At 73.5% G+C, this 18,036-nt stretch carries 19 protein-coding genes; 5 read left to right on the top strand and 14 right to left on the bottom strand.

The window, feature by feature from the left end; all coding sequences use genetic code 11:
- Positions 1 to 6: 6 nt before the first annotated feature.
- A complete protein-coding gene (locus O7604_RS10300) occupies positions 7 to 882 on the top strand; it encodes a transketolase (protein ID WP_269706967.1) in 876 nt (291 codons plus the stop codon).
- Positions 883 to 952: 70 nt separating this feature from the next.
- Here O7604_RS10300 and O7604_RS10295 read toward each other — a convergent pair whose 3' ends face one another.
- The 6 genes from O7604_RS10295 to O7604_RS10270 form a co-directional block, all read right to left on the bottom strand.
- Entirely contained in the window at positions 953 to 1,663 is a 711-nt protein-coding gene (locus tag O7604_RS10295) for a glycosyltransferase family 2 protein (protein ID WP_135242490.1), read from the bottom strand.
- A 79-nt stretch (positions 1,664 to 1,742) separates the two neighbouring features.
- Positions 1,743 to 2,330, bottom strand: coding sequence for a hypothetical protein (locus O7604_RS10290; protein ID WP_269703508.1), 588 nt, complete (start codon positions 2,328 to 2,330; stop codon positions 1,743 to 1,745).
- A gap of 58 nt (positions 2,331 to 2,388) precedes the next feature.
- A complete protein-coding gene (locus tag O7604_RS10285) occupies positions 2,389 to 3,810 on the bottom strand; it encodes a HAMP domain-containing sensor histidine kinase (RefSeq protein WP_281579498.1) in 1,422 nt (473 codons plus the stop codon).
- Positions 3,803 to 4,486, bottom strand: a complete 684-nt coding sequence (locus tag O7604_RS10280) for a response regulator transcription factor (protein WP_281579497.1) — start codon at positions 4,484 to 4,486, stop codon at positions 3,803 to 3,805. Before O7604_RS10280 ends, O7604_RS10285 begins: the two co-directional genes overlap by 8 nt.
- A gap of 68 nt (positions 4,487 to 4,554) precedes the next feature.
- Positions 4,555 to 5,067 carry a hypothetical protein gene (locus tag O7604_RS10275; protein ID WP_013289256.1) on the bottom strand — a complete coding sequence of 171 codons (513 nt, stop codon included), beginning with the start codon at positions 5,065 to 5,067 and terminating at the stop codon, positions 4,555 to 4,557.
- 108 nt (positions 5,068 to 5,175) lie between these two features.
- Positions 5,176 to 6,348 carry an acetyl-CoA C-acyltransferase gene (locus O7604_RS10270; protein ID WP_262013003.1) on the bottom strand — a complete coding sequence of 391 codons (1,173 nt, stop codon included), beginning with the start codon at positions 6,346 to 6,348 and terminating at the stop codon, positions 5,176 to 5,178.
- 99 nt (positions 6,349 to 6,447) lie between these two features.
- On the opposite strand from O7604_RS10270, the gene O7604_RS10265 reads away from it, so the two are divergent.
- Complete coding sequence (locus tag O7604_RS10265; RefSeq protein ID WP_281579496.1) at positions 6,448 to 6,882, top strand: PH domain-containing protein; 435 nt, start codon at positions 6,448 to 6,450, stop codon at positions 6,880 to 6,882.
- Positions 6,883 to 6,888: 6 nt separating this feature from the next.
- Here the strand turns inward: O7604_RS10265 and O7604_RS10260 are convergent, their stop codons facing one another.
- Positions 6,889 to 7,830: a rhomboid family intramembrane serine protease gene (locus O7604_RS10260; protein ID WP_281579495.1), complete on the bottom strand. Its 942-nt coding sequence runs from the start codon at positions 7,828 to 7,830 to the stop codon at positions 6,889 to 6,891.
- A gap of 25 nt (positions 7,831 to 7,855) precedes the next feature.
- A complete protein-coding gene (locus tag O7604_RS10255; RefSeq protein WP_194800379.1) occupies positions 7,856 to 8,386 on the bottom strand; it encodes a peptidylprolyl isomerase in 531 nt (176 codons plus the stop codon).
- An 84-nt stretch (positions 8,387 to 8,470) separates the two neighbouring features.
- On the opposite strand from O7604_RS10255, the gene O7604_RS10250 reads away from it, so the two are divergent.
- Positions 8,471 to 9,310: a hypothetical protein gene (locus O7604_RS10250; protein ID WP_269703504.1), complete on the top strand. Its 840-nt coding sequence runs from the start codon at positions 8,471 to 8,473 to the stop codon at positions 9,308 to 9,310.
- Between the two features lie 91 nt (positions 9,311 to 9,401).
- Here O7604_RS10250 and corA read toward each other — a convergent pair whose 3' ends face one another.
- Both corA and O7604_RS10240 read right to left on the bottom strand, forming a co-directional pair.
- Positions 9,402 to 10,550 (bottom strand): magnesium/cobalt transporter CorA, encoded by a 1,149-nt coding sequence (gene corA, locus O7604_RS10245; RefSeq protein WP_269703503.1) that lies wholly within the window; start codon positions 10,548 to 10,550, stop codon positions 9,402 to 9,404.
- 342 nt (positions 10,551 to 10,892) lie between these two features.
- Complete coding sequence (locus tag O7604_RS10240; protein WP_269703502.1) at positions 10,893 to 11,987, bottom strand: PLP-dependent aminotransferase family protein; 1,095 nt, start codon at positions 11,985 to 11,987, stop codon at positions 10,893 to 10,895.
- Between the two features lie 199 nt (positions 11,988 to 12,186).
- On the opposite strand from O7604_RS10240, the gene O7604_RS10235 reads away from it, so the two are divergent.
- Together O7604_RS10235 and O7604_RS10230 are read left to right on the top strand one after the other, a co-directional pair.
- Positions 12,187 to 13,065, top strand: a complete 879-nt coding sequence (locus O7604_RS10235; RefSeq protein ID WP_269703500.1) for a 3'(2'),5'-bisphosphate nucleotidase CysQ — start codon at positions 12,187 to 12,189, stop codon at positions 13,063 to 13,065.
- 101 nt (positions 13,066 to 13,166) lie between these two features.
- On the top strand, positions 13,167 to 14,621 hold the full coding sequence (locus O7604_RS10230) for a hypothetical protein (RefSeq protein ID WP_281579494.1): 1,455 nt from the start codon (positions 13,167 to 13,169) through the stop codon (positions 14,619 to 14,621).
- Between the two features lie 58 nt (positions 14,622 to 14,679).
- Here the strand turns inward: O7604_RS10230 and O7604_RS10225 are convergent, their stop codons facing one another.
- The 4 genes from O7604_RS10225 to O7604_RS10210 are packed head-to-tail and all read right to left on the bottom strand — an operon-like array spanning position 14,680 to position 17,646.
- Complete coding sequence (locus O7604_RS10225; protein WP_013289266.1) at positions 14,680 to 15,594, bottom strand: glycosyltransferase family 2 protein; 915 nt, start codon at positions 15,592 to 15,594, stop codon at positions 14,680 to 14,682.
- Positions 15,591 to 16,592, bottom strand: coding sequence for a sulfotransferase (locus O7604_RS10220; RefSeq protein ID WP_269703496.1), 1,002 nt, complete (start codon positions 16,590 to 16,592; stop codon positions 15,591 to 15,593). Before O7604_RS10220 ends, O7604_RS10225 begins: the two co-directional genes overlap by 4 nt.
- Positions 16,589 to 17,170, bottom strand: a complete 582-nt coding sequence (locus tag O7604_RS10215; protein WP_269703495.1) for a glycosyltransferase — start codon at positions 17,168 to 17,170, stop codon at positions 16,589 to 16,591. The genes O7604_RS10220 and O7604_RS10215 overlap by 4 nt, the downstream gene beginning before the upstream one ends.
- Positions 17,170 to 17,646 carry a polysaccharide biosynthesis protein gene (locus O7604_RS10210; RefSeq protein WP_013289269.1) on the bottom strand — a complete coding sequence of 159 codons (477 nt, stop codon included), beginning with the start codon at positions 17,644 to 17,646 and terminating at the stop codon, positions 17,170 to 17,172. The genes O7604_RS10215 and O7604_RS10210 overlap by 1 nt, the downstream gene beginning before the upstream one ends.
- Positions 17,647 to 18,036 lie beyond the last annotated feature (390 nt).

Genomic DNA, 18,036 nt, shown 5'->3' with positions numbered 1-18,036 from the left:
AGCACCATGCGGGACGCGTTCGTCACCAGCACCGAGGAGGTGCTCGCCGATCCACGGACGACTGTCGTGCTCGCCGACATCTCCGCCGCCGCGTTCGAGCCAGCCGCCGCCCGGTACCCGGACCGGGTCGTCAACGTGGGCATCCGGGAACAGTTGATGGTCGGGGTCGCCGGTGGGCTGGCGCTGACCGGGCAGCGGCCGATCGTGCACAGCTACGCCCCGTTCCTGGTCGAGCGGGCGTACGAGCAGATCAAACTGGACCTCGACCACCAGGGCGTCGGCGCGGTGCTCGTCGGCATCGGCGGCTCGTACGACCGGGCGGAGGCGGGACGCACCCACCTCGGCCCGGCGGACGTGGCCTTGCTGGACACGCTGGACGGCTGGACGGTGCACGTGCCGGGGCACCCGGACGAGGTCCGGCCGCTGCTGCGCGACGTGGTGTGCGGGCAGGACTCGGCGTACCTGCGGTTGTCGATCCAGGCCAACGCGCGGGCGTACCCGCAGGCGGGTGACCTGCACGTGGTCCGGGACGCCGGGCCGGGCGCGCCGCTGCTGGTGGCGGTCGGTCCGGTGCTGGACGCGGCGGTGGCCGCGGTCGCCGACCGGCCGGTCACGGTGGCGTACACCCATCGGCCGCGGCCGTTCGACACGGCCGGGCTGCGGGCGCTCGCCGCGACCGAGGTGGTTCTGGTCGAGCCGTACCTGGCGGGCACCTCGACCCGGGTGGTGTCGGAGGCGCTGGCCGACCGGCCGCACCGGCTGCTGGCGCTCGGGGTGGGCCGCAAGGACCTGCGCCGCTACGGCACCGCCGACGACCACGAACGCTGGCACGGCTTGGACGCCGCCGGGCTGCGCCGCTCGGTCGACGCGTTCCTCGGCTGAGCGGTCCGGACACGACGGAACCCCGCGACCTCGGCTCGTGCCGGGCTCGCGGGGTTCCGTCGATGCGGGCTCAGTGCGCGGCGGCGGGACCGGCCGGGCGGCGGCGGGCGCGCTCGCGGGCCAGGATCCAGATCGCCTCGACGCCGTCCTTCCAGGTGATCTTCTTGCCCTCCTCGCGGCCCCGCGCGCGGTAGCTGATCGGCACCTCGTACGGGCGGATGCGGCGGCGCAGCAGCTTGCCGGTGACCTCGGCCTCCATCCCGAAGCCACGGGAGCGGACCTGCAGCGAGCGGTACAGCTCCAGCGGCATCAGCTTGAAGCAGGTCTCCAGGTCGCCGATGTAGGAGTTGTAGAGCACGTTCGCGGCGAGCGTGACGCCCTTGTTGCCCATCACGTACCAGAAGCTGTACGAGCTGTGGCTGCCGAAGGTCCGGTTGCCGTAGACAACGGTCGCCCGGCCGTCGAGCACCGGCTCCAGCAGGCGCGGGATGTCCTGCGGGTCGTACTCCAGGTCGGCATCGAGGATGACCATGTACTCACCCTCGGCGCTGTCGACGGCGGTCTTGATGGCCGCGCCCTTGCCGGCGTTGCGCTGGTGGGTGATCACCCGCAGGCGGGCGTCGTCCACGCGGCCGAGAACCTCGCCGGTGCCGTCCCGGCTGCCGTCGTCCACGACGACGAGCTCGATCTCGCAGGGGTAGTCCACCGCCAATGCCTGCTTGAGGGCATCCGCGATACGTTCTTCCTCGTTGTAGACCGGCATGAGGATCGAGAGCTTCACGGAATCTCCACGGAGGCGATGGCAGGTCGGGGCATAGCGTAGCCTGGCACATTGCTCAGGTCACGACAGCCCGGGCACCCTATTCCTGACGAAGTGGTACGACCACGAGCCGGGCCACGCTCCGGTCGCCCTCCTTGGCACCGGCCACCCCGACCGTCGTACCGATCTTGATGTCGCTCGATCGGATCGTGGTCCGGCGCTCGACCACCCGCAGTTTCTCGCCGAACGTCCACGTCACCGTGAAACCGTCGGTGGACTTGACGGTCATCGACCTGTCGTCGATCGCTGTCACCTCGCCGCGCTGGACCGCGACCGTCTTCGTACCGCCGTCCCTGGTCTTCACCACCGCCTCGCCGTGCAGCGTGTTGCGCCGCAGCAACACCCGGGCCCGGTGCCGCTCGTGGCCCTTCTTCGCCCGCTCGCCCTTGCCGTCCGGCCCGGCCTGCGGGGTGCCGGAGGGCGCCGGCGCGGCGACCGGGTCCACGTCCAGTTCGCCGGCGTCCAGGCCGAGCGCGGCGAGCGCCTGGCCGTCCGCACCCAAAGCGGCGCTGACCTCGACCGCGTCGTCCGGTGCCGGTCCGGGCCGGGTCGCGCCGCACCCGGCCAGCCCGAGCGCCGCGGCGGCGAGCAGTGCGGTGGCGCCGGTGACGATTCGCTGACGTGCCATCAGTGGTCCTCTCCTCGCGGTGACGACCCGAGCGTTCCGCACCGATGCGAGGAGACGGTCAAGCCGATGTTCGAGCCCGGTCAGGATCCGGCGGCACCCGGACGGTGAACGCGGCCCCGCCCTCCGGGGCGTGCCCGGCGGCGATGTCCCCGCCGAGCCGGCGGACCAGCCCGGCGGCGAGCGCCAGGCCGAGCCCGCTGCCCACCTTGCGCACCCCCCGGTACCGCTCGTGCAGCGCGCCGCGCTCGAACGCCACCCGCAGGTCGTCGTCGGTGAAGCCGGGTCCGCCGTCCCGGACCTCCAGCACGCCGCCGCCCGCCGGGCCGTCGGCCCGGACCGCGAGCACCACCGGCGCCCCCGGGGGTACGACCCGCAGCGCGTTCTCCAGCAGCCCGTCCACGACCTGCCGGATCCGGCCCGGGTCGGTGTACGCCAGCACCGGAACCCCCGGCGTCTCCAGCCGGAACGGCACCCCGAGCGCCGCACACCGGCCGGACCAGGCACGCTCCGCGTCGGCGGCGAGCCCGGTCAGGTCGACCGGCACCGGTTCCAGCGGGAAGTCGACCGCCTCCAGCCGGGCCAGCGCCAGCAGGTCGCGGACCAGCCGGTCCAGGTGTTCGGCCTCGGCGAGCACGGTCCGGCCGGTCGCCGGCACCGCATCGACCTCGATCACCCCGTCGGCCAGCGCCTCGGCGTAGCCACGGATGGCGGTGAGCGGGGTCCGCAACTCGTGCGAGACGGAGAGCAGGAACTCGCGCTGCCGCCCCTCGCTCGTGGCGAGCGCGGCGGCCAGGCCGTTCAGCGCGTGCGCCAGGTCGGCCACCTCGTCGGGCGGCTCGACCGGCACCCGGACCGCCCGGTCCCCGACGCGCAGCCGCGCCGCGGCGGTGGCGGCGGTACGGATCGGCCGGGCCAGCCGGCGGGCGAGCAGCAGTCCGGCGGCGGCACCGGCGGCGAGTCCGGCGAGCAGCGGCAGCCAGAGTCCGCGCAGCACCTCCCGCCAGGGCGCGGCGCTGCGGGCACGGGTCAGCACCACGCCGTCCCCGCCGGGCAGCGCCCGCGCCTCGACCAGCCGGCGTTCCCCGTCGACCAGCCGCCGCCCGGAGACGTTCTCGCCGCGGGCGACCCGCGTCACCAGCGGTCCGGGCAGGCCCGGCCGGTCGGCCCGTCCGTCCCGGATCACGTACACGTCGATCTGCTGCTGACGCAGCTGCCGGATGAGCCGGTCTCCGGCACCGTCGCGCTGGCGTACCGCCCGCACCCGGAGCACGTCGGCGGCGAGCCGGGCCTGGGCGGCCAGCGCCTCCCGGTCCCGGCGCTCCGCGCCGCGTACCGCCAGGGGCACCGCGACGAGCGCGGTGACGAGCACCGACACCAGCGCCACCGCGCAGGTGGCGAGCACGGCGCGGGCGGTGAGGGTCCGCCCGGGGCGGCGCGGCATCGGCACCGTGGGCGGCGGCACGGCGGGCGGCTCAGGCATCGGCGGCGTACCCGACGCCCCGGTGTGTGCGGATCACGCTGTCCGGGCCGAGTTTGGCCCGCACCTGTGCCACGTGCACGTCGACGGTCCGGGTACCGGCGTGCGCCGCGTACCCCCACACGCCGGCAAGCAGTTCCTCCCGGGTGAACACCCGGCCGGGACGCGCCATCAGGTGGGCGAGCAGGTCGAACTCGGTGGAGGTGAGCTGCACCGGCGTACCGGCGGCGGTCACCGTCCGGCGGGCCGGGTCGAGTGTGACGGCGCCGAGCGTGCGGGGCTGCTCGGCGGGCGTGCCCGCGGTGCGGCGCAGCACCGCCCGCAGCCGGGCGAGCAGCTCGCGAGGGCTGAACGGCTTGGTCACGTAGTCGTCGGCGCCCAGCTCCAGACCGACGACGCGGTCCACCTCGTCGTCGCGGGCGGTGAGGAAGATGACCGGCGTCCAGTCGCCGTCCGCGCGCAGCCGGCGGCAGATCTCGGTGCCGGCCAGGCCGGGCAGCGCGATGTCGAGCACGCAGGCCACCGGGCGCAGGCGCCGCGCCGCGGCCAGCCCGGCCTCGCCGTCCCGTTCCAGGTGTACGCCGAACCCGTCCCGGGTCAGGTAGAGCCGGACCAGGTCGGCGATGGCCGGCTCGTCCTCCACCACGAGGACGAGCCCGGGCGGGGCGGCGGTGGTCACCGGCTCATGATGACCGACCGGCGACCGGCGGGCCGGTCAGGGAATGTTCGGATCAGGTAAGGAGAAGGTCAGCGGGCCGGGGCGGGCCGGAGCACCGTCGGGCGGGCGCCCGCCGGTGACTCGCCGATGGTCGCCACCACCCGCTCGGCCGGCGTACGCAGGCGGGTGCGGAAGGCGTGGTTGAGCAGTGCGTCGAGCTGCCACACCTGCTTCGGGTGGTGGGTACGCAGGACGAAACGCTCGCGTACCCCGTCGATCGCGGTGGCCGCCAGCTCCACGCTGTGCGCGCGGGCGTCGGGGCTCCACGTCACGTTGCTCAGCTCGCGCAGTTCGGTGTTGAGGTGCAGGCGCAGCCGGTGCAGCACCCGGGTCTGCCGGGTGACCACCAGCCGCCGGTGGGTGAGGAGCATCAGGTAGTCGCCGCCCACCGGGTCGTCCGGGCGGCTGCACCGGGTGACCAGGATGGTCGCGTCGCCGGAGCCGACGCACCGGCGGAACACCGGCATGTGCCGGGTGACGGTCTGGGTCGCCAGGCCGGTCTCGGCGGCGGCCGGAAGGAACGTTCGCGAGAACACGTCCATGCCCGGTCCAACGAGCCGATGACCAGGGGTGATATGGGTCACGCCCGATTTCTGGAACTTCCACACGTGCAAGTCGCACCCGCGGTGCGACACCGGCGACCGGTCGGGTCAGAGCAGCTCGACGATCGTGGCGTTGGCCATGCCGCCGCCCTCGCACATGGTCTGGAGGCCGTAGCGGATGCCGTTGTCCCGCATGTGCTGGAGCATCGTCGTCATGATCCGCGCGCCGGAACCGCCGAGCGGGTGACCGAGCGCGATCGCCCCGCCCCGGGGGTTGAGCCGCTCCGGGTCCGCCTCGGTCTCGGCCAGCCAGGCCAGCGGCACCGGGGCGAACGCCTCGTTCACCTCGTACACCCCGATCTCCTCGATGCCCAGCCCCGCGCGGCGCAGCGCCTTCGCGGTGGCCGGGATCGGCGCGGTGAGCATGGTGACCGGGTCGTCGGCGGCGACCACCGCGGTGTGCACCCGGGCCAGCGGGCGCAGGCCGTGCCGGCTGGCCCACTCGGCGGTGGTGACCGCGAGCGCGGCGGCGCCGTCGGAGATCTGCGACGCGGACCCGGCGGTGACCACGCCGTCGGCGCGGAACGGGGTGGGCAGCTCGCCCAGCTTGGCCAACGAGGTGTCGCGGCGGATGCCCTCGTCGGCGGAGAACTTGCCGCCGTCGGCGAGCGCCACCGGGGCCAGCTCGGCCTCGAACGCGCCCGCGTCCTGCGCGGCTGCCGCCTTCTCGTGGCTGGCCAGCGCGAACTCGTCGAGCTGGGTACGCGAGAAGCGCCACCGCTGCGCGATCAGCTCGGCCCCGACGCCCTGGTTGAACGGCAACGGGGAGTCCTCCGCGACGCCCTCGACGCCGCGGTAGCGCTCCAGGATCGCCGCGCTGAACGGCATGCCACCGGCGACGCTGGAACCCATCGGCACCCGGGTCATCGACTCGACGCCACCGGCGACGACCAGGTCGGCCTGACCGGAGAGAACAGTCGCGGCGGCGAAGTGCAGCGCCTGCTGGCTCGACCCGCACTGGCGGTCGAGCGTGGTGCCCGGGACCGACTCCGGCCAGCCGGCGGCGAGCACGGCGTTGCGGGCCACGTTCCAGGACTGCTCGCCGACCTGCGACACACAGCCCCACACCACGTCGTCGACCTGGCCCGGGTCGATGCCGGTGCGCTCGGCGAGGGCGCGCAGCACGTGCGCCGAGAGGTCGACCGGGTGCACTCCGGCGAGGCTGCCCTTGCGCCGCCCGACCGGAGTCCGTACCGCGCCGACGATGACCGCGTCACTCATGTCTACTCCCCGGTAACCTCGCTTGCCCCGATACTACGTGCTCCCCGGACCGGCCGTCCTCTCCCGGCGTGCGGCCGGGACGGCTGGCATGCTGGGTGGATGGATCCACAGTCGCCGCCGCTCCGGCAGTGGCGGGTACCGCGCGAGGTGCCCGTGCTCAAGGCGCTCGGTGCGCTCGCGCTGCTGGCCCTGGGGCTGGTCTTCGCCGGCGGTGATCCGGTCCGGCCGGCGCTCGCCGGGCTGGCCGCCGCCGGTCTGCTCGCCTGGGCGCTGCGCGACGTGGTCGCGCCGGTCCGCCTCGCCGTCGATCCGGACGGGTTGACCGTGCTGCGGGGATTCGCCGGGCGGCGCCGGTTGCCGTGGGACGCGGTGGAGGCGATCCGCCTGGACCGGCGTGCCCGGCGCGGGATCACCGCCGAGACGCTGGAGATCGACGCGGGGGAGTCGCTGCACCTGTTCGGCCGCCGTGACCTGGACGCGCCGCTGGACGAGGTGGCCGCGGCGCTGACCGAGGCCCGCCCCGCCGCACGCTGAGGCCGGTCAGCCGAGCAGGGCGGCGGTCCGGACCAGGGTCAGGCCGATCAACGCGACCAGCACGACGGCGCAGCCCGCCACCTGGAACACGGTCCGCCGCGACCGGGGCGCGTACGCCAGGACCAGCGCCACCAGCGCGCCGGCCACGAGACCGCCGAGGTGCCCGGCCACCGAGATGCTCGGCACGGTGAACGTGAAGATCAGGTTGATCACCAGAATGGGCACGATGGCCGAGGTGTCCCGGCCGAGCCGCCGCATGATCACGAAGATCGCGGCGAACAGGCCGAAGACCGCCGTCGAGGCGCCGGCCGTGAAGCGGTTCGGCTCGGTGAACACGTACGCCGCGACGTTGCCGCCCAGCCCGGCGAGCAGATAGAGCGCCAGGAAGCGCAGCGGCCCGAGCACCGCCTCCAGCGTCCGGCCGAGCACCCAGAGCGCCCACATGTTCAGCAGCAGGTGCAGCACGCCGTAGTGCAGGAACATGGCGGTGACCAGCCGGTACCACTCGCCGTCGGCCACCCCGCCGACGTGCCCGTCGGGGAAGCGTGCCAGGCCCAGCACCGCCCCCCACTCGGTGAGCGGGGTCCCGTTGCCCATCAGGCCGCCGAGGCCGCCGCCGGCCACCGCGGTTCCGCTGCGGGCCGAGAGGATGGACAGCAGCATCATCGCCACGTTCAGCGCGATCAGCGCCTTCGTGACATTGCCCTGGCGGCCGGCGGCACCGCCACCGAAGGCGGTACGCGCCGGCCGCACGCTGCGGCGGCCCTCGGCGACGCACTCCGGGCACTGGTGGCCGACGGAGGCGTCCCGCATGCACTCGGTGCAGATCGGCCGGTCGCACCGACTGCACCGGATGTACGTCTCCCGACCGGGGTGCCGGTAGCAGACCGGATTGGTCGGCACCGGACCCCCGGTGGCGTCGCCTGGCTGGCCGGAGCGCTCAGTCATGCGAGCAAAGGTACCCGCGTGCCGGTCAGGACTGCTTGTGCTCGATCTCGACCCGCTCGATCACCACGTCCTGCAGCGGCCGGTCGCTCGGACCGGTCGGGGTGTTGGCGATCGAGTCGACCACCTTCGCGGACTGCTCGTCGGCCACCTGGCCGAAGATGGTGTGCCGGTTGTTCAGGTGTGGCGTGGGCGACACCGTGATGAAGAACTGCGAGCCGTTGGTGCCCGGCCCGGCGTTCGCCATCGCCAGCAGGTACGGCCGGTCGAAGCGCAGCTCCGGGTGGAACTCGTCGGCGAACTTGTAGCCCGGGCCACCGCGACCGGTGCCGGTCGGGTCGCCCATCTGAATCATGAAACCGCTGATCACGCGGTGCGAGACGGTGCCGTCGTAGTACGGACCGCTGCCCGGCTGACCGGTACGCGGGTCGATGTACTCCCGGGTGCCCTCGGCCAGCTCCACGAAGTTGCGGACGGTCTTCGGCGCGTGGTTCGGGAAGAGCTCCAGCCGGATCGGGCCGGCGTTGGTGTGCAAGGTGGCGTAGACAGCCTCGGCCACGGGTACTCCTCACTCGTAGTTCAGTTCCTTGCGGATCCTCCCATGTGCCCGATCTGGCCATGCGGAGGCATTCGAAGGTGGAGGATGACGAAGGAACAACTCCCAGGAGGTGGGACCGTGTTTGGAATCGGGCGGCGAAAGACCCAGGGCCAGCTCGCGAAGGTCGAGCTGAACCAGGGCATCGGTCACCTGAGGCAAGCCGCCACGCACGCGGCGAAGGGTGCCGGCGCCACTGTCGGCCCGCGGGTCCAGGCAGCCCGGGGTGCCGTCGCGCCGACCGCGGTCCTGGTCCGGGACCGCGCGTCCAGCGGGTTCGCGTCGACCGCCGCGGCGCTCGCGCCGGTGCTGCTGGCCGTGCGCAACGCCCGGGTCGAGGCCGCCGGCAAGGCGTCGGACGGCCGCAAGGTGATGGCCAAGAAGCAGGCCGCGATGACCAAGAAGGCGAAGAACATGAAGCCCGGAAAGAAGAAGCAGCGCAGGTCGCGGGGCATGACCGCGGGCCTGCTGGTGGCCGGCACCGTCGCCGGCCTGGCCGGTGCGATGGCCATGCGCCGCCGCCGCGAGCAGCAGGAGTGGGCCGAGTACGACCCGACCGGCACGCTCGGCGCGACGGGCACGCTCGGCGCGAGCGGTCGGGACAAGCTGGAGCCGATGCGGGAGGACGTGGACACGATCGTGGTGGAGACCCCGGACGCGAGCGCGAAGGTGACCCAGGCCGGCCCGACCGGCGCCGGTTCCTCGGCGGTGGCCAAGGGCAGCAGCGCGTCGACCGCCACCTCCGGCAGCCAGCCGGTGATCCACCCGAACGACCAGGTTCCCTCCGTCGCCGAGGGTGCCCGGGACGTCTCCGGCCGCCCGGCCGACGACATCACCAAGGCCGTGCAGGCCGGCAAGAACGCCGCGAAGGCCGGCGGTCGCCGCTGACCTCGTACCGTCGGATCAGCGCCGGCACGCGGGACACCCCGCGTGGCCGGCGCTTCCGCGTGTACGGGGCGGCGTGGCGCGGGCCCGGCGGCTACAGCCAGCCGTTGCGCCGGAACAGACGGTAGAGCGTGAAGGACGCCGCGAGCATCAGCGCCCAGACGCCCGGATAGCCGTACGTCCACTTCAGCTCGGGCATGTTGTCGAAGTTCATGCCGTAGATGCCGGCGATCGCCGTCCACACCGCACCGATCGCGGCCCAGGCGGCGATCTTGCGCATGTCGTTGTTCTGGTCGACGGTGACCTGGGCCAGCCGGGCCTGGAGGATCGAGTTGAGCAGGTCGTCGTAGGAGTTCACCTGCTCGACCGTGCGGCTGAGGTGGTCCTGCACGTCGCGGAAGTAGCGCCGTACCTCCTGCGGCACCGCGCGGTTGACCTGCGCGGTGAGCGTCATCAGCGGGCGCTGCAACGGCACCACCGCCCGCTTGAACTCGACCAGTTCCCGCTTCATCTGGTAGATCCGCTGGATCCGGCCGCTGCTCTGCCGGTCGAAGACGTCCGCCTCCAGCACGTCGAGGTCGTCCTCCAGCCGGTCGGCGACCTCCAGGTAGAGGTCCACCACGCGGTCGGTGATCGCGTACGCGACGGCCCACGGGCCGTGCCGCAGCAGGTCCCGCTTCGCCTCCAGGTCGGCGCGGACCGGCGCCAGCCGGCAGGCGTCGCCGTGCCGCACGCTGATCACGAAGTGCGGCCCGATGAAGAGCATCACCTGGCCGGTCTCCACCACCTCGGAGTTCTCGGTCAGCTCGGTGTGCTCGCAGTAGCGGGCGGTGCGCAGCACCAGGAAGACGATCTCGCCGAAGTGCTCCAGCTTGGGGCGCTGCTGGGCCTTCACCGCGTCCTCCACGGCGAGTTCGTGCAGGCCGAAGGTGGCGGCGATCTCGGTCATCTCGGTCAGGTCCGGCTCGTGCAGGCCGAGCCAGACGAAGCCGTCCCGCTCCTGCCGGGCCGCGGCGAGCGCGTCGGCGTACTGGGGGCGGCCGGGCCGGCGCTCGCCGTCGACGTACAGCCCGCAGTCGACGATGCCGCTGCGCTCCGGGCCGGTCGGCTGGGCCGTACGCGGGGAACCGTCGGCGTTGAGGATGCGGGACATCGCGCGTACCGGGGCCGACCAGGCGCGGGGGCGCAGTGCCCGGCTGCCGTCGGTGCCGGCGGTTCGGTCGCGTGCCACCCGGTCCGTCATCTCTCGCCCCCTCTCCCTAGAGCTGCGGCTTGCAGGTTACGCCGACCGGCGGGAAGCGCAGCGCGGGCGCGGGCGCGGGGAACCGGTGGTTGCGACGGGTGTCACGCGGCGGCGCCGGGCGGGCCGGGCCGCGTCAGGGGGGTGAGGGGCGACACGGCCCACCCGGCACCCCTTGGGGGCGGGAGTGATGCTGGGCGTGCCGCCGGCCCGGCCGGTCGTCCGGCGTGCGGGCAGGTCACCTGCCAAAGGTGAGCGGCACTCGCAGCATTGTGGGGTGCCGGCCGGCCCGGCGGGAGTGCCGAACCGGCCAGCGGGGCCTTTTGTCAGAAACCCGACAGAAAATCAGCCGCGTACGGCGGCCATCGCCTCGGCGAGACGCCGCACACCCTCGTCGATCCGGTCCGCCGTCACCGCCGAGTACGCCAGGCGCAGCGCGTGCCGGCCGCCGTCGACCATGAAGTCACTGCCCTTCACCACCGCCACGCCACGCTCGGCGGCGGCCGGGGCGAGCCGGTCGACCTCGACGTCCTCCGGCAGCTCGACCCAGAGGAAGTAGCCGCCGTCCGGCTCCACGAACCGGGCCTCCGGGATGTGCCGGCGCAGCGACTCGGCCAGCACCGCCGACCGCTCGCCGAGCGCCGAGCGGACCGTCCGGATCGACTCGTCGATCGCGCCGGAGACGCAGAACTGGTGCACGATCGCCTGCGCCACCATGCCCGGCGAGATGTAGAGGTTCGTGGCCCGCTTCGCGATCGCCGCGATCAGCTCGGCCGGGCCGACCAGGTAGCCGACGCGTACGCCCGGGCACACCGTCTTGGTGAAGCTGGAGGCGTGCACCACCACGCCCCGGGTGTCCATCGACAACATCGACGGCAGCGGCTCGCCGCGGAACCGGATGTCCGCGTACGGGTCGTCCTCGAAGATCGTGAAGTCGTACTCGGCGGCCAGGTCCAGCAGCTCACGGCGCTTCTCCAGGGAGAGCGTCACGCCGGCCGGGTTCTGGTAGTTGGGGATCACGTGCGCGAGCCGCGGCCGTACCCCGGACTCCAGCAGCTTGCGCAGCTCGGCGGTGTCCAGGCCGTCCGGCTGGACCGTCACGCCGTGCACCTCGCCGCCCATCTGCTTGAGGTTGAGCAGCGTGCGGTCGTACGTCGGACGCTCGACCACCACCGCGTCGCCCCGGCGGACCAGGTGGTCGAAGAGGAACGCGTCGGCCTGCAACGAGCCGTTGGTGATCAGCACCTGGTCGGCCTCGACACCGTGCTTCTCGGCGATCCACTTCCGCAAGGGCGGGTAGCCGACGGAGGTGCCGTACGCGGTGACCCCGGCGGGGTCGGCGTCGAAGGCGCGGACAGCGGCGGCCTTGAGCCCTTCGACATCGACGATGTCCAGCGAAGGCGCGCCACGGGCGAACGAGATCAGCTGCTCGGCGGTCATGCGCAGAGCCTAGGGCCTGGCGCGGCGGGTCCGACCGCGATACACGCGAAGTTCAACATGCGGGCGGCCGGGCGGGTCACCGGGTGCGTCCGGGGGATCCGACAGCAGTTCCCGACTGTCTACGATCCGACGGACGCTGGCGCCGGTCCGACCGGACGCCGAAGGATGACGGGTCGCGGCAGACCCGGGAGAACAAGGGATGAGGCTCGTGACCGAGGACGAGGCGGGACGGCTCGACGACCAGCGGTTCGCGCAGTGGCTGGCGACCGAGGCCGGCAAGGCGCTCACCGCGCTGCGGGACCGGCAGGGCTTCGCCGACCCGAAGGCGCTCAAGGACGCCGGCGACCGCGCGTCGCACGAGCTGATGACGGCGGCGCTGTCCCGGCTGCGGCCGGCCGACGCGGTGCTCTCCGAGGAGGAGGCCGACGCGCGCCGCGCGTGGGCGGACGGCGAGCGCGCACCCCGGCACGAGGCGGACCGGGTCTGGATCATCGACCCGCTGGACGGCACCCGCGAGTTCTCCGAGGAGGGGCGGGACGACTGGGCGGTGCACGTGGCGCTCTGGCAGCGCTCCGCCGCCCCGGACGGCGCCCTGGTCGCCGGCGCGGTCGGCATGCCCGCCCGGACCACCGTGGACGGTACGCCGCTCGTGCTCGGCACCACCTGCCCGCAGCCGAAGGCGTCGGACGGGCCGATCCGGATCGCGGTCAGCCGCAGCCGCCCGCCCGCGTTCGTGGGCGAGCTGGTCGAGATGCTCGGCGCCACCGCCGTGCCGATGGGCTCGGCCGGTGTGAAGGTCTGCGCGGTGGTGACCGGCGAGGTCGACGCGTACGTCCACGCGGGCGGTCAGTACGAGTGGGACAGCGCCGCCCCGGTCGCCGTGGCGCTGGGTGCGGGCATGCACGCGTCCCGGATCGACGGTTCGCCGCTGCGCTACAACCGCGCCGACCCGCGCCTGCCCGATCTGCTGGTCTGCCGGCCGGAACTGGCCGACCAGTTGCTCGACGCGATCGCCCGGACCGGGGTCGAGATGCCCGCTTCGACCGTCACCGACAACCACGGTCAGGCGTTCGGTTGAGTGTCACGGTACGTACGGCCAGGTGGATGAGGGTTATCGTCGGGCAGGTATGCGTGGCGATCTGAGCCCCGACCACGGGCCGCCGACAGCCAGGGAGGGTCATGCCGGCCGACCGAGAGCCGCACAATGCCTTCGGGCAGCCGACCGGCCTGTGGCCGGGTCAGGACATTCCGCGCCAGGGTGGCGGCCCGTCGCTGCCCTGGCCGGAGGCCGAGAGCGCGCCACCACCGGCACCGGCCCGCGCCGGCGGTGACCTGCCCTGGCCCGAGCATGAACGGCCCGACGCCGGTCACCACGACGGGCCCGGGCACGACCCGGCCGGCTGGGACGCCGCGCCCGGCGCCACGAACGGCTGGGCGCCGCAGCACGACGGCGGCACCGCGGCGACCGCCACGCTGACCGGACCGCCCCCGGTGGACGTTCCACACGGGCCGGCCACCGGTGGGCCCGGCCGCCCGCCCGCGCCGCCGCTCGCCCCCGCGCCGTCGCCCGGAGGCTCCCGTCGTCGCTGGCGGGTCGCCCTCGCGGCGGCACTGGTCCTGGCCGTGGCCGGCAGCGGGGTCGCGGTGGCTACGCTGCGACCCGACGCGGCGGAACGGCAGGCCGGCGGGACGCCCGGCTCGGTCGGACCGGCCACCTCGATGGGCCCGGGCACGCCCGCCACCCCGGGCGCGTCCCCGACCGCCGACCAGGGTCTCGGCGGCAAGCCCTCGGCGCGTCCGTCGGCCTCCGCCGACGCCGGGCCGGCCTTCAGCGGTACGCGACTGACGCTGCCCGGCGCCTCGATCGGTGTGCAGAACGGGGAGACGTTCGGTCAGGCGCTGGCCCGGTCCGACCGGACCTTCGGCAAGCTGCGGATGGCCCGGATCTTCTTCCCCGGCCTGCCGCCGGCCTGGTCCGGCAGCCGGGCCGACGTGGTGGACCGGACCGTCGTGGTGTCCTTCAAGGCGTCGCCGCAGGAGGTCAACACCGGCAAGTTCGACTCCCGCCTGACCTCCTGGTTCTCCTCGATCCCGCGCGAGCACAACGTCTACTGGTCGTACTTCCACGAGCCGGAGGACGACGTCGAGCGCGGCGCGTTCAGCACGGCGGCGTACCGGACGGCGTGGAAGCGGATCGCCGGCCTGGCCGACCGGACCGGCAACCCCAAGCTCATCAACACGCTGATCCTGATGTGCTGGACGCTGGATCCGAAGTCCGGGCGCAGCTTCGACGCGTTCTACCCCGGTGGCGACGTGATCGAGGCGCTCGGCTGGGACTGCTACAACTGGGGCAAGAAGTGGAAGCGGTACGCCTCGCCGCAGGAGATCTACGGCCCCATGATCAGCAAGTCGAAGGCGCTCGGCAAGCCGTGGGGCGTCGCGGAGACCGGCAGCGACCTGGTGCCGGGTGACGCCGGCAGCGGCCGGGCGGCCTGGATCCGGTCGATGACCGGCTTCCTCAACGGCCAGCGCCCGGAGTTCGTGGCGTACTACAACCAGACGGTCGACCAGGGCGACTTCCGGCTGCTCGACCAGCCGAGCATCCAGGCGTGGAAGTCCTTCTGCACGGCCTGATCGCGACGCGACGACAACGGGCGGGCGACCTCGGTCGCCCGCCCGTTTCGCGTACGGCTCAGATGCCCCGGCCGCGCTTGTGCAGCGTCCGCAGCACCCGGTCGGCCTGCACCGCACGGCTCGCCACCGCCAGCGCCAGGTACGCGCGCGGCTCCTTCGGGTTGCGGGCCAGCGTGCGCCGGGCCCAGCGCACCGCGTCCCGCCGGTTGCCCATGGCGGCCTGCGCGAACGCGATCTGCCCGGCGACCCGCGCCTCGCCGTGCGGCACGGTGGCGAACTCCGGGTAGCGGCGCAGCAGCCACTGCAACGCGGTCGAGATGGTCTCCCAGCGCTGCGCGAAGTAGGACCGCTTGTGCCAGCGGACCAGCACGTACGGGCTCTCCACGTTCACCAGCGGGGCGTACCGGGCGGCGCGGAGCAGGAACTCGTAGTCCTCCGCGTAGCTGCCCGGGATCTGCTCGTCCACCAGGCCGATCGCGTCGAGCAGCGCAGCCCGGCGGATCAGGAACGTGGACGGGTGCAGCTCGGTGAGCCGGTCGCGCAGCAGCGCCTCCAGCGAGATCCGGGCCCGGTCCAGCGAACGGTCCACCGTACGGTCGTCGTAGCTGACCCGGATGCCGCAACTCACCAGCGCGCCGTCCGGGTGCGCGTCGAGCGCCCCGAACTGGGCGGCCAGCTTGCCGGGCAGCCACTCGTCGTCGTCGTCGCAGAACGCCACCCAGTCGCCGGTGGCGGCCTCGATGCCGGTGTTGCGCGCGCCGGCCAGTCCGGCGGTACGGGTATTCGTGATCACCCGGATCCGGCGGTCACCCCGATCGGTCTCCAGCGACCGGTCCGGCTCGGACTGGTCGTAGACCACGATCGCCTCGATCAGGCCCGGGTGCGCCTGGCTGAGGATCGCGTCGAGCGCCGCACGCAGCAGCTCCGGACGGTCCCGCGTCGGTACGACGACCGAGATGCTCGGCCCACTCATGCTCTCTCCACGGACTCGTCGGATCCCCGCTGGCCCAGATAGCCGTAGCGGACCCGCAGGGGAAGCGTGGCCAGGCTGACCACGGCACGGCTGCGGCGCGGCAGGCGGTCCCGCCACGCCTCGTCCCGGCGCACCGTCAACGGCCCGCCGCTGAACCGCAACGGGTTGCCGGCGACGCTGTGCGCACGGAACGGCGCGGCCGGCTCGGGGGCCGCGCCGGTGTCGTCGGCACCGGCCAGGATGCGCAGCGCCGCCGGGTCGTCCGGCAGGCCGGCGAAGTCCCGCACCCGGCGTACGGTGCCGGCCGGGTCGGCGGTGAAGTCCTCGTAGCGCAGCCGCAGCACCTTCGCCCGGGACGCGAGCAGGTGGAACGCGGCGTTCTGCGCGGTCCACAGCTTGCTCACCTCGAACGGCGAGAAGGTCGGCATGAAGTCCTCGCCGTCGACCACCTCGGGGCGGCGCACCTGCTTGCCCCACGAGTACGCCACCGCCCGGCTGTCCCGGACCAGGTGCAGCACCCGCAGGTCGAGCCCTTCGGCCCAGCGCAGCGCGAACGCGAGCGAGGCGTGCTTGCTGGAGTCCACGACCACCCGGGCGCCGGTCACCGACAGCGCGGCCCGGTAGATCCGGGTGTACAGGTCGGCGTAGCGGCGCACGTCGGCCAGCTGCTCCGGCGGGAGCGATTCCTTGGCGAGCCGGGGGATGTGCCGGGTCCGGTCGACGCGGTCCTTGAGTGCCAGCACGTCGTCCCGGTCGACAGCGGCCCAGCCGCCGAACGCCTGGTCGCCGACCTGCCGCCAGAACGGGCAGGCGGTGAACCGCTCGCCGCAGCCGCACCGCTCGTCGGCGCCGAGCGCCCGCTCCCACAGGTGCACCACCTCGCCGACGGCGCACACGTCGGCGCTCTGCGCCAGCAGCAGCTCCAGCAGCGTGGAACCGCTGCGGCCGAGGCCGCCGACGAAGAGGACACGCGGCGGCGCCGGATCCGGGGCGCTCATCCGCGACGCCCGACGGCTCGTTGCCGTACCCGGCGGGCCACCAGCTCGTCGATCACCGCGCCGACGCGGGCGACCGCCTCGGCGCGCGGGTCCGGACGGCCCGGGTCGGCGGCCAGGACGAACCGGCTCGGGTCGGCGAGGCCCTCGTCGAGCGCGGCGAGCAGCTCGGCCTCGGACTCGCACAGCCGCACCATGCCCGCCGCGCCCAGACGACGGGAGAACAGCTGCTGGTGGTTGTCGACGTGCTCGTCGTGCGACGGGTCGCGGGGCACCACGATCGGCAGGTGGCCGTTGCGCCGGGCCTCGGTGATGGTGGCCGGGCCGCCGTGGCTGACCACGAGTGTCGCCTCCGCCATCGCCCGCTGGAGCTCCTCGTGGCCGAGGAACGGGGTGGCCTCGGGCAGGGCCGGGGTGCGGCTGTGGCCGTACTGGAGGACCAGCCGGACCCCGGGCCGGGCCGCGTGCCAGCGCTCCAGCCAGCCGACCAGCCGGTCGAAGCGGTGCACGTCGGTGCCGACGACGACCAGCACGTACGGTGCCGCGGAACGCCGGTCCCGCTGCTGCGGAATGTGCGCCATCAGAGGAGGTTCCCCACGACGGTGGCCTCCGGGTACATCCGGCGCTGCTCGTCCCACTGCACGAGCATCGCGGAGAGGAAGGGGCGGCAGAGCCGGGCGGTGAGCGTCGCGCTGTCGATCCGGTCGTACACCTCGATGTAGACCGTCGGGATCTTGCGCATGCGGGCCGCCACCACGAACGGCAGGGCGACCCCGGCGCCGGTGGTGACCACCGCGTCGACCTGACGCCGGCGGATCACCTTGAGCGCGAGGAACGCGTTGCGTACCAGGTTCTTGACGTTGCGTGTGGTGGGGTGGTGCGCCCAGACCACGTCTTCACCGGCGAGCAGCGAGCGCGCGTCCGGGGTGTCGAACGTGACCCACGCGCGGCGCCGATCCCGGTACCACGGTTCCAGGGCCAGGAGCTGGGCCAGGTGCCCGCCACTGGACCCCACCAGCAGGACCTGCCCCGAGTCCTCGGTTGACCCGCTCACCACAGATTTCCTCCCGTACGCGGATGACGCGTCCGGATTTGTGAAAGCCCCTCGGACGCGTCCTGACAACCTACTGGCGCGCCCCTGGGCAACTGAAGGGGCCATTGGACGGATCCTGACGCGCCGGTCGGCTCACCTCTCGATTCCCGTCACTGGGACATGCACCGACCGGTCGCCGTCCAGGTCAGCCCGTTACCGCCGGAAGGCCGGGCCGGGACACCGGAAGAAAGTGAGATGTGTCAGGATTCCGTCACCGCTCCGCACGAGAGCCGTCGGCGACGTCGGCTTATCCGGGGGCAGGTCGGGCCCGACACCGGGAAACCCGCCGAATGGTCAGCGCCGATCGGCCATTTCTACGCGGGCTGCCCACACCCGGGCAGGCTTACCGGAACG

The organism is Micromonospora sp. WMMA1947, from assembly GCF_027497355.1.
GTDB lineage: Bacteria > Actinomycetota > Actinomycetes > Mycobacteriales > Micromonosporaceae > Micromonospora.
This window is presented reverse-complemented; position numbering and strand designations above follow the sequence as displayed.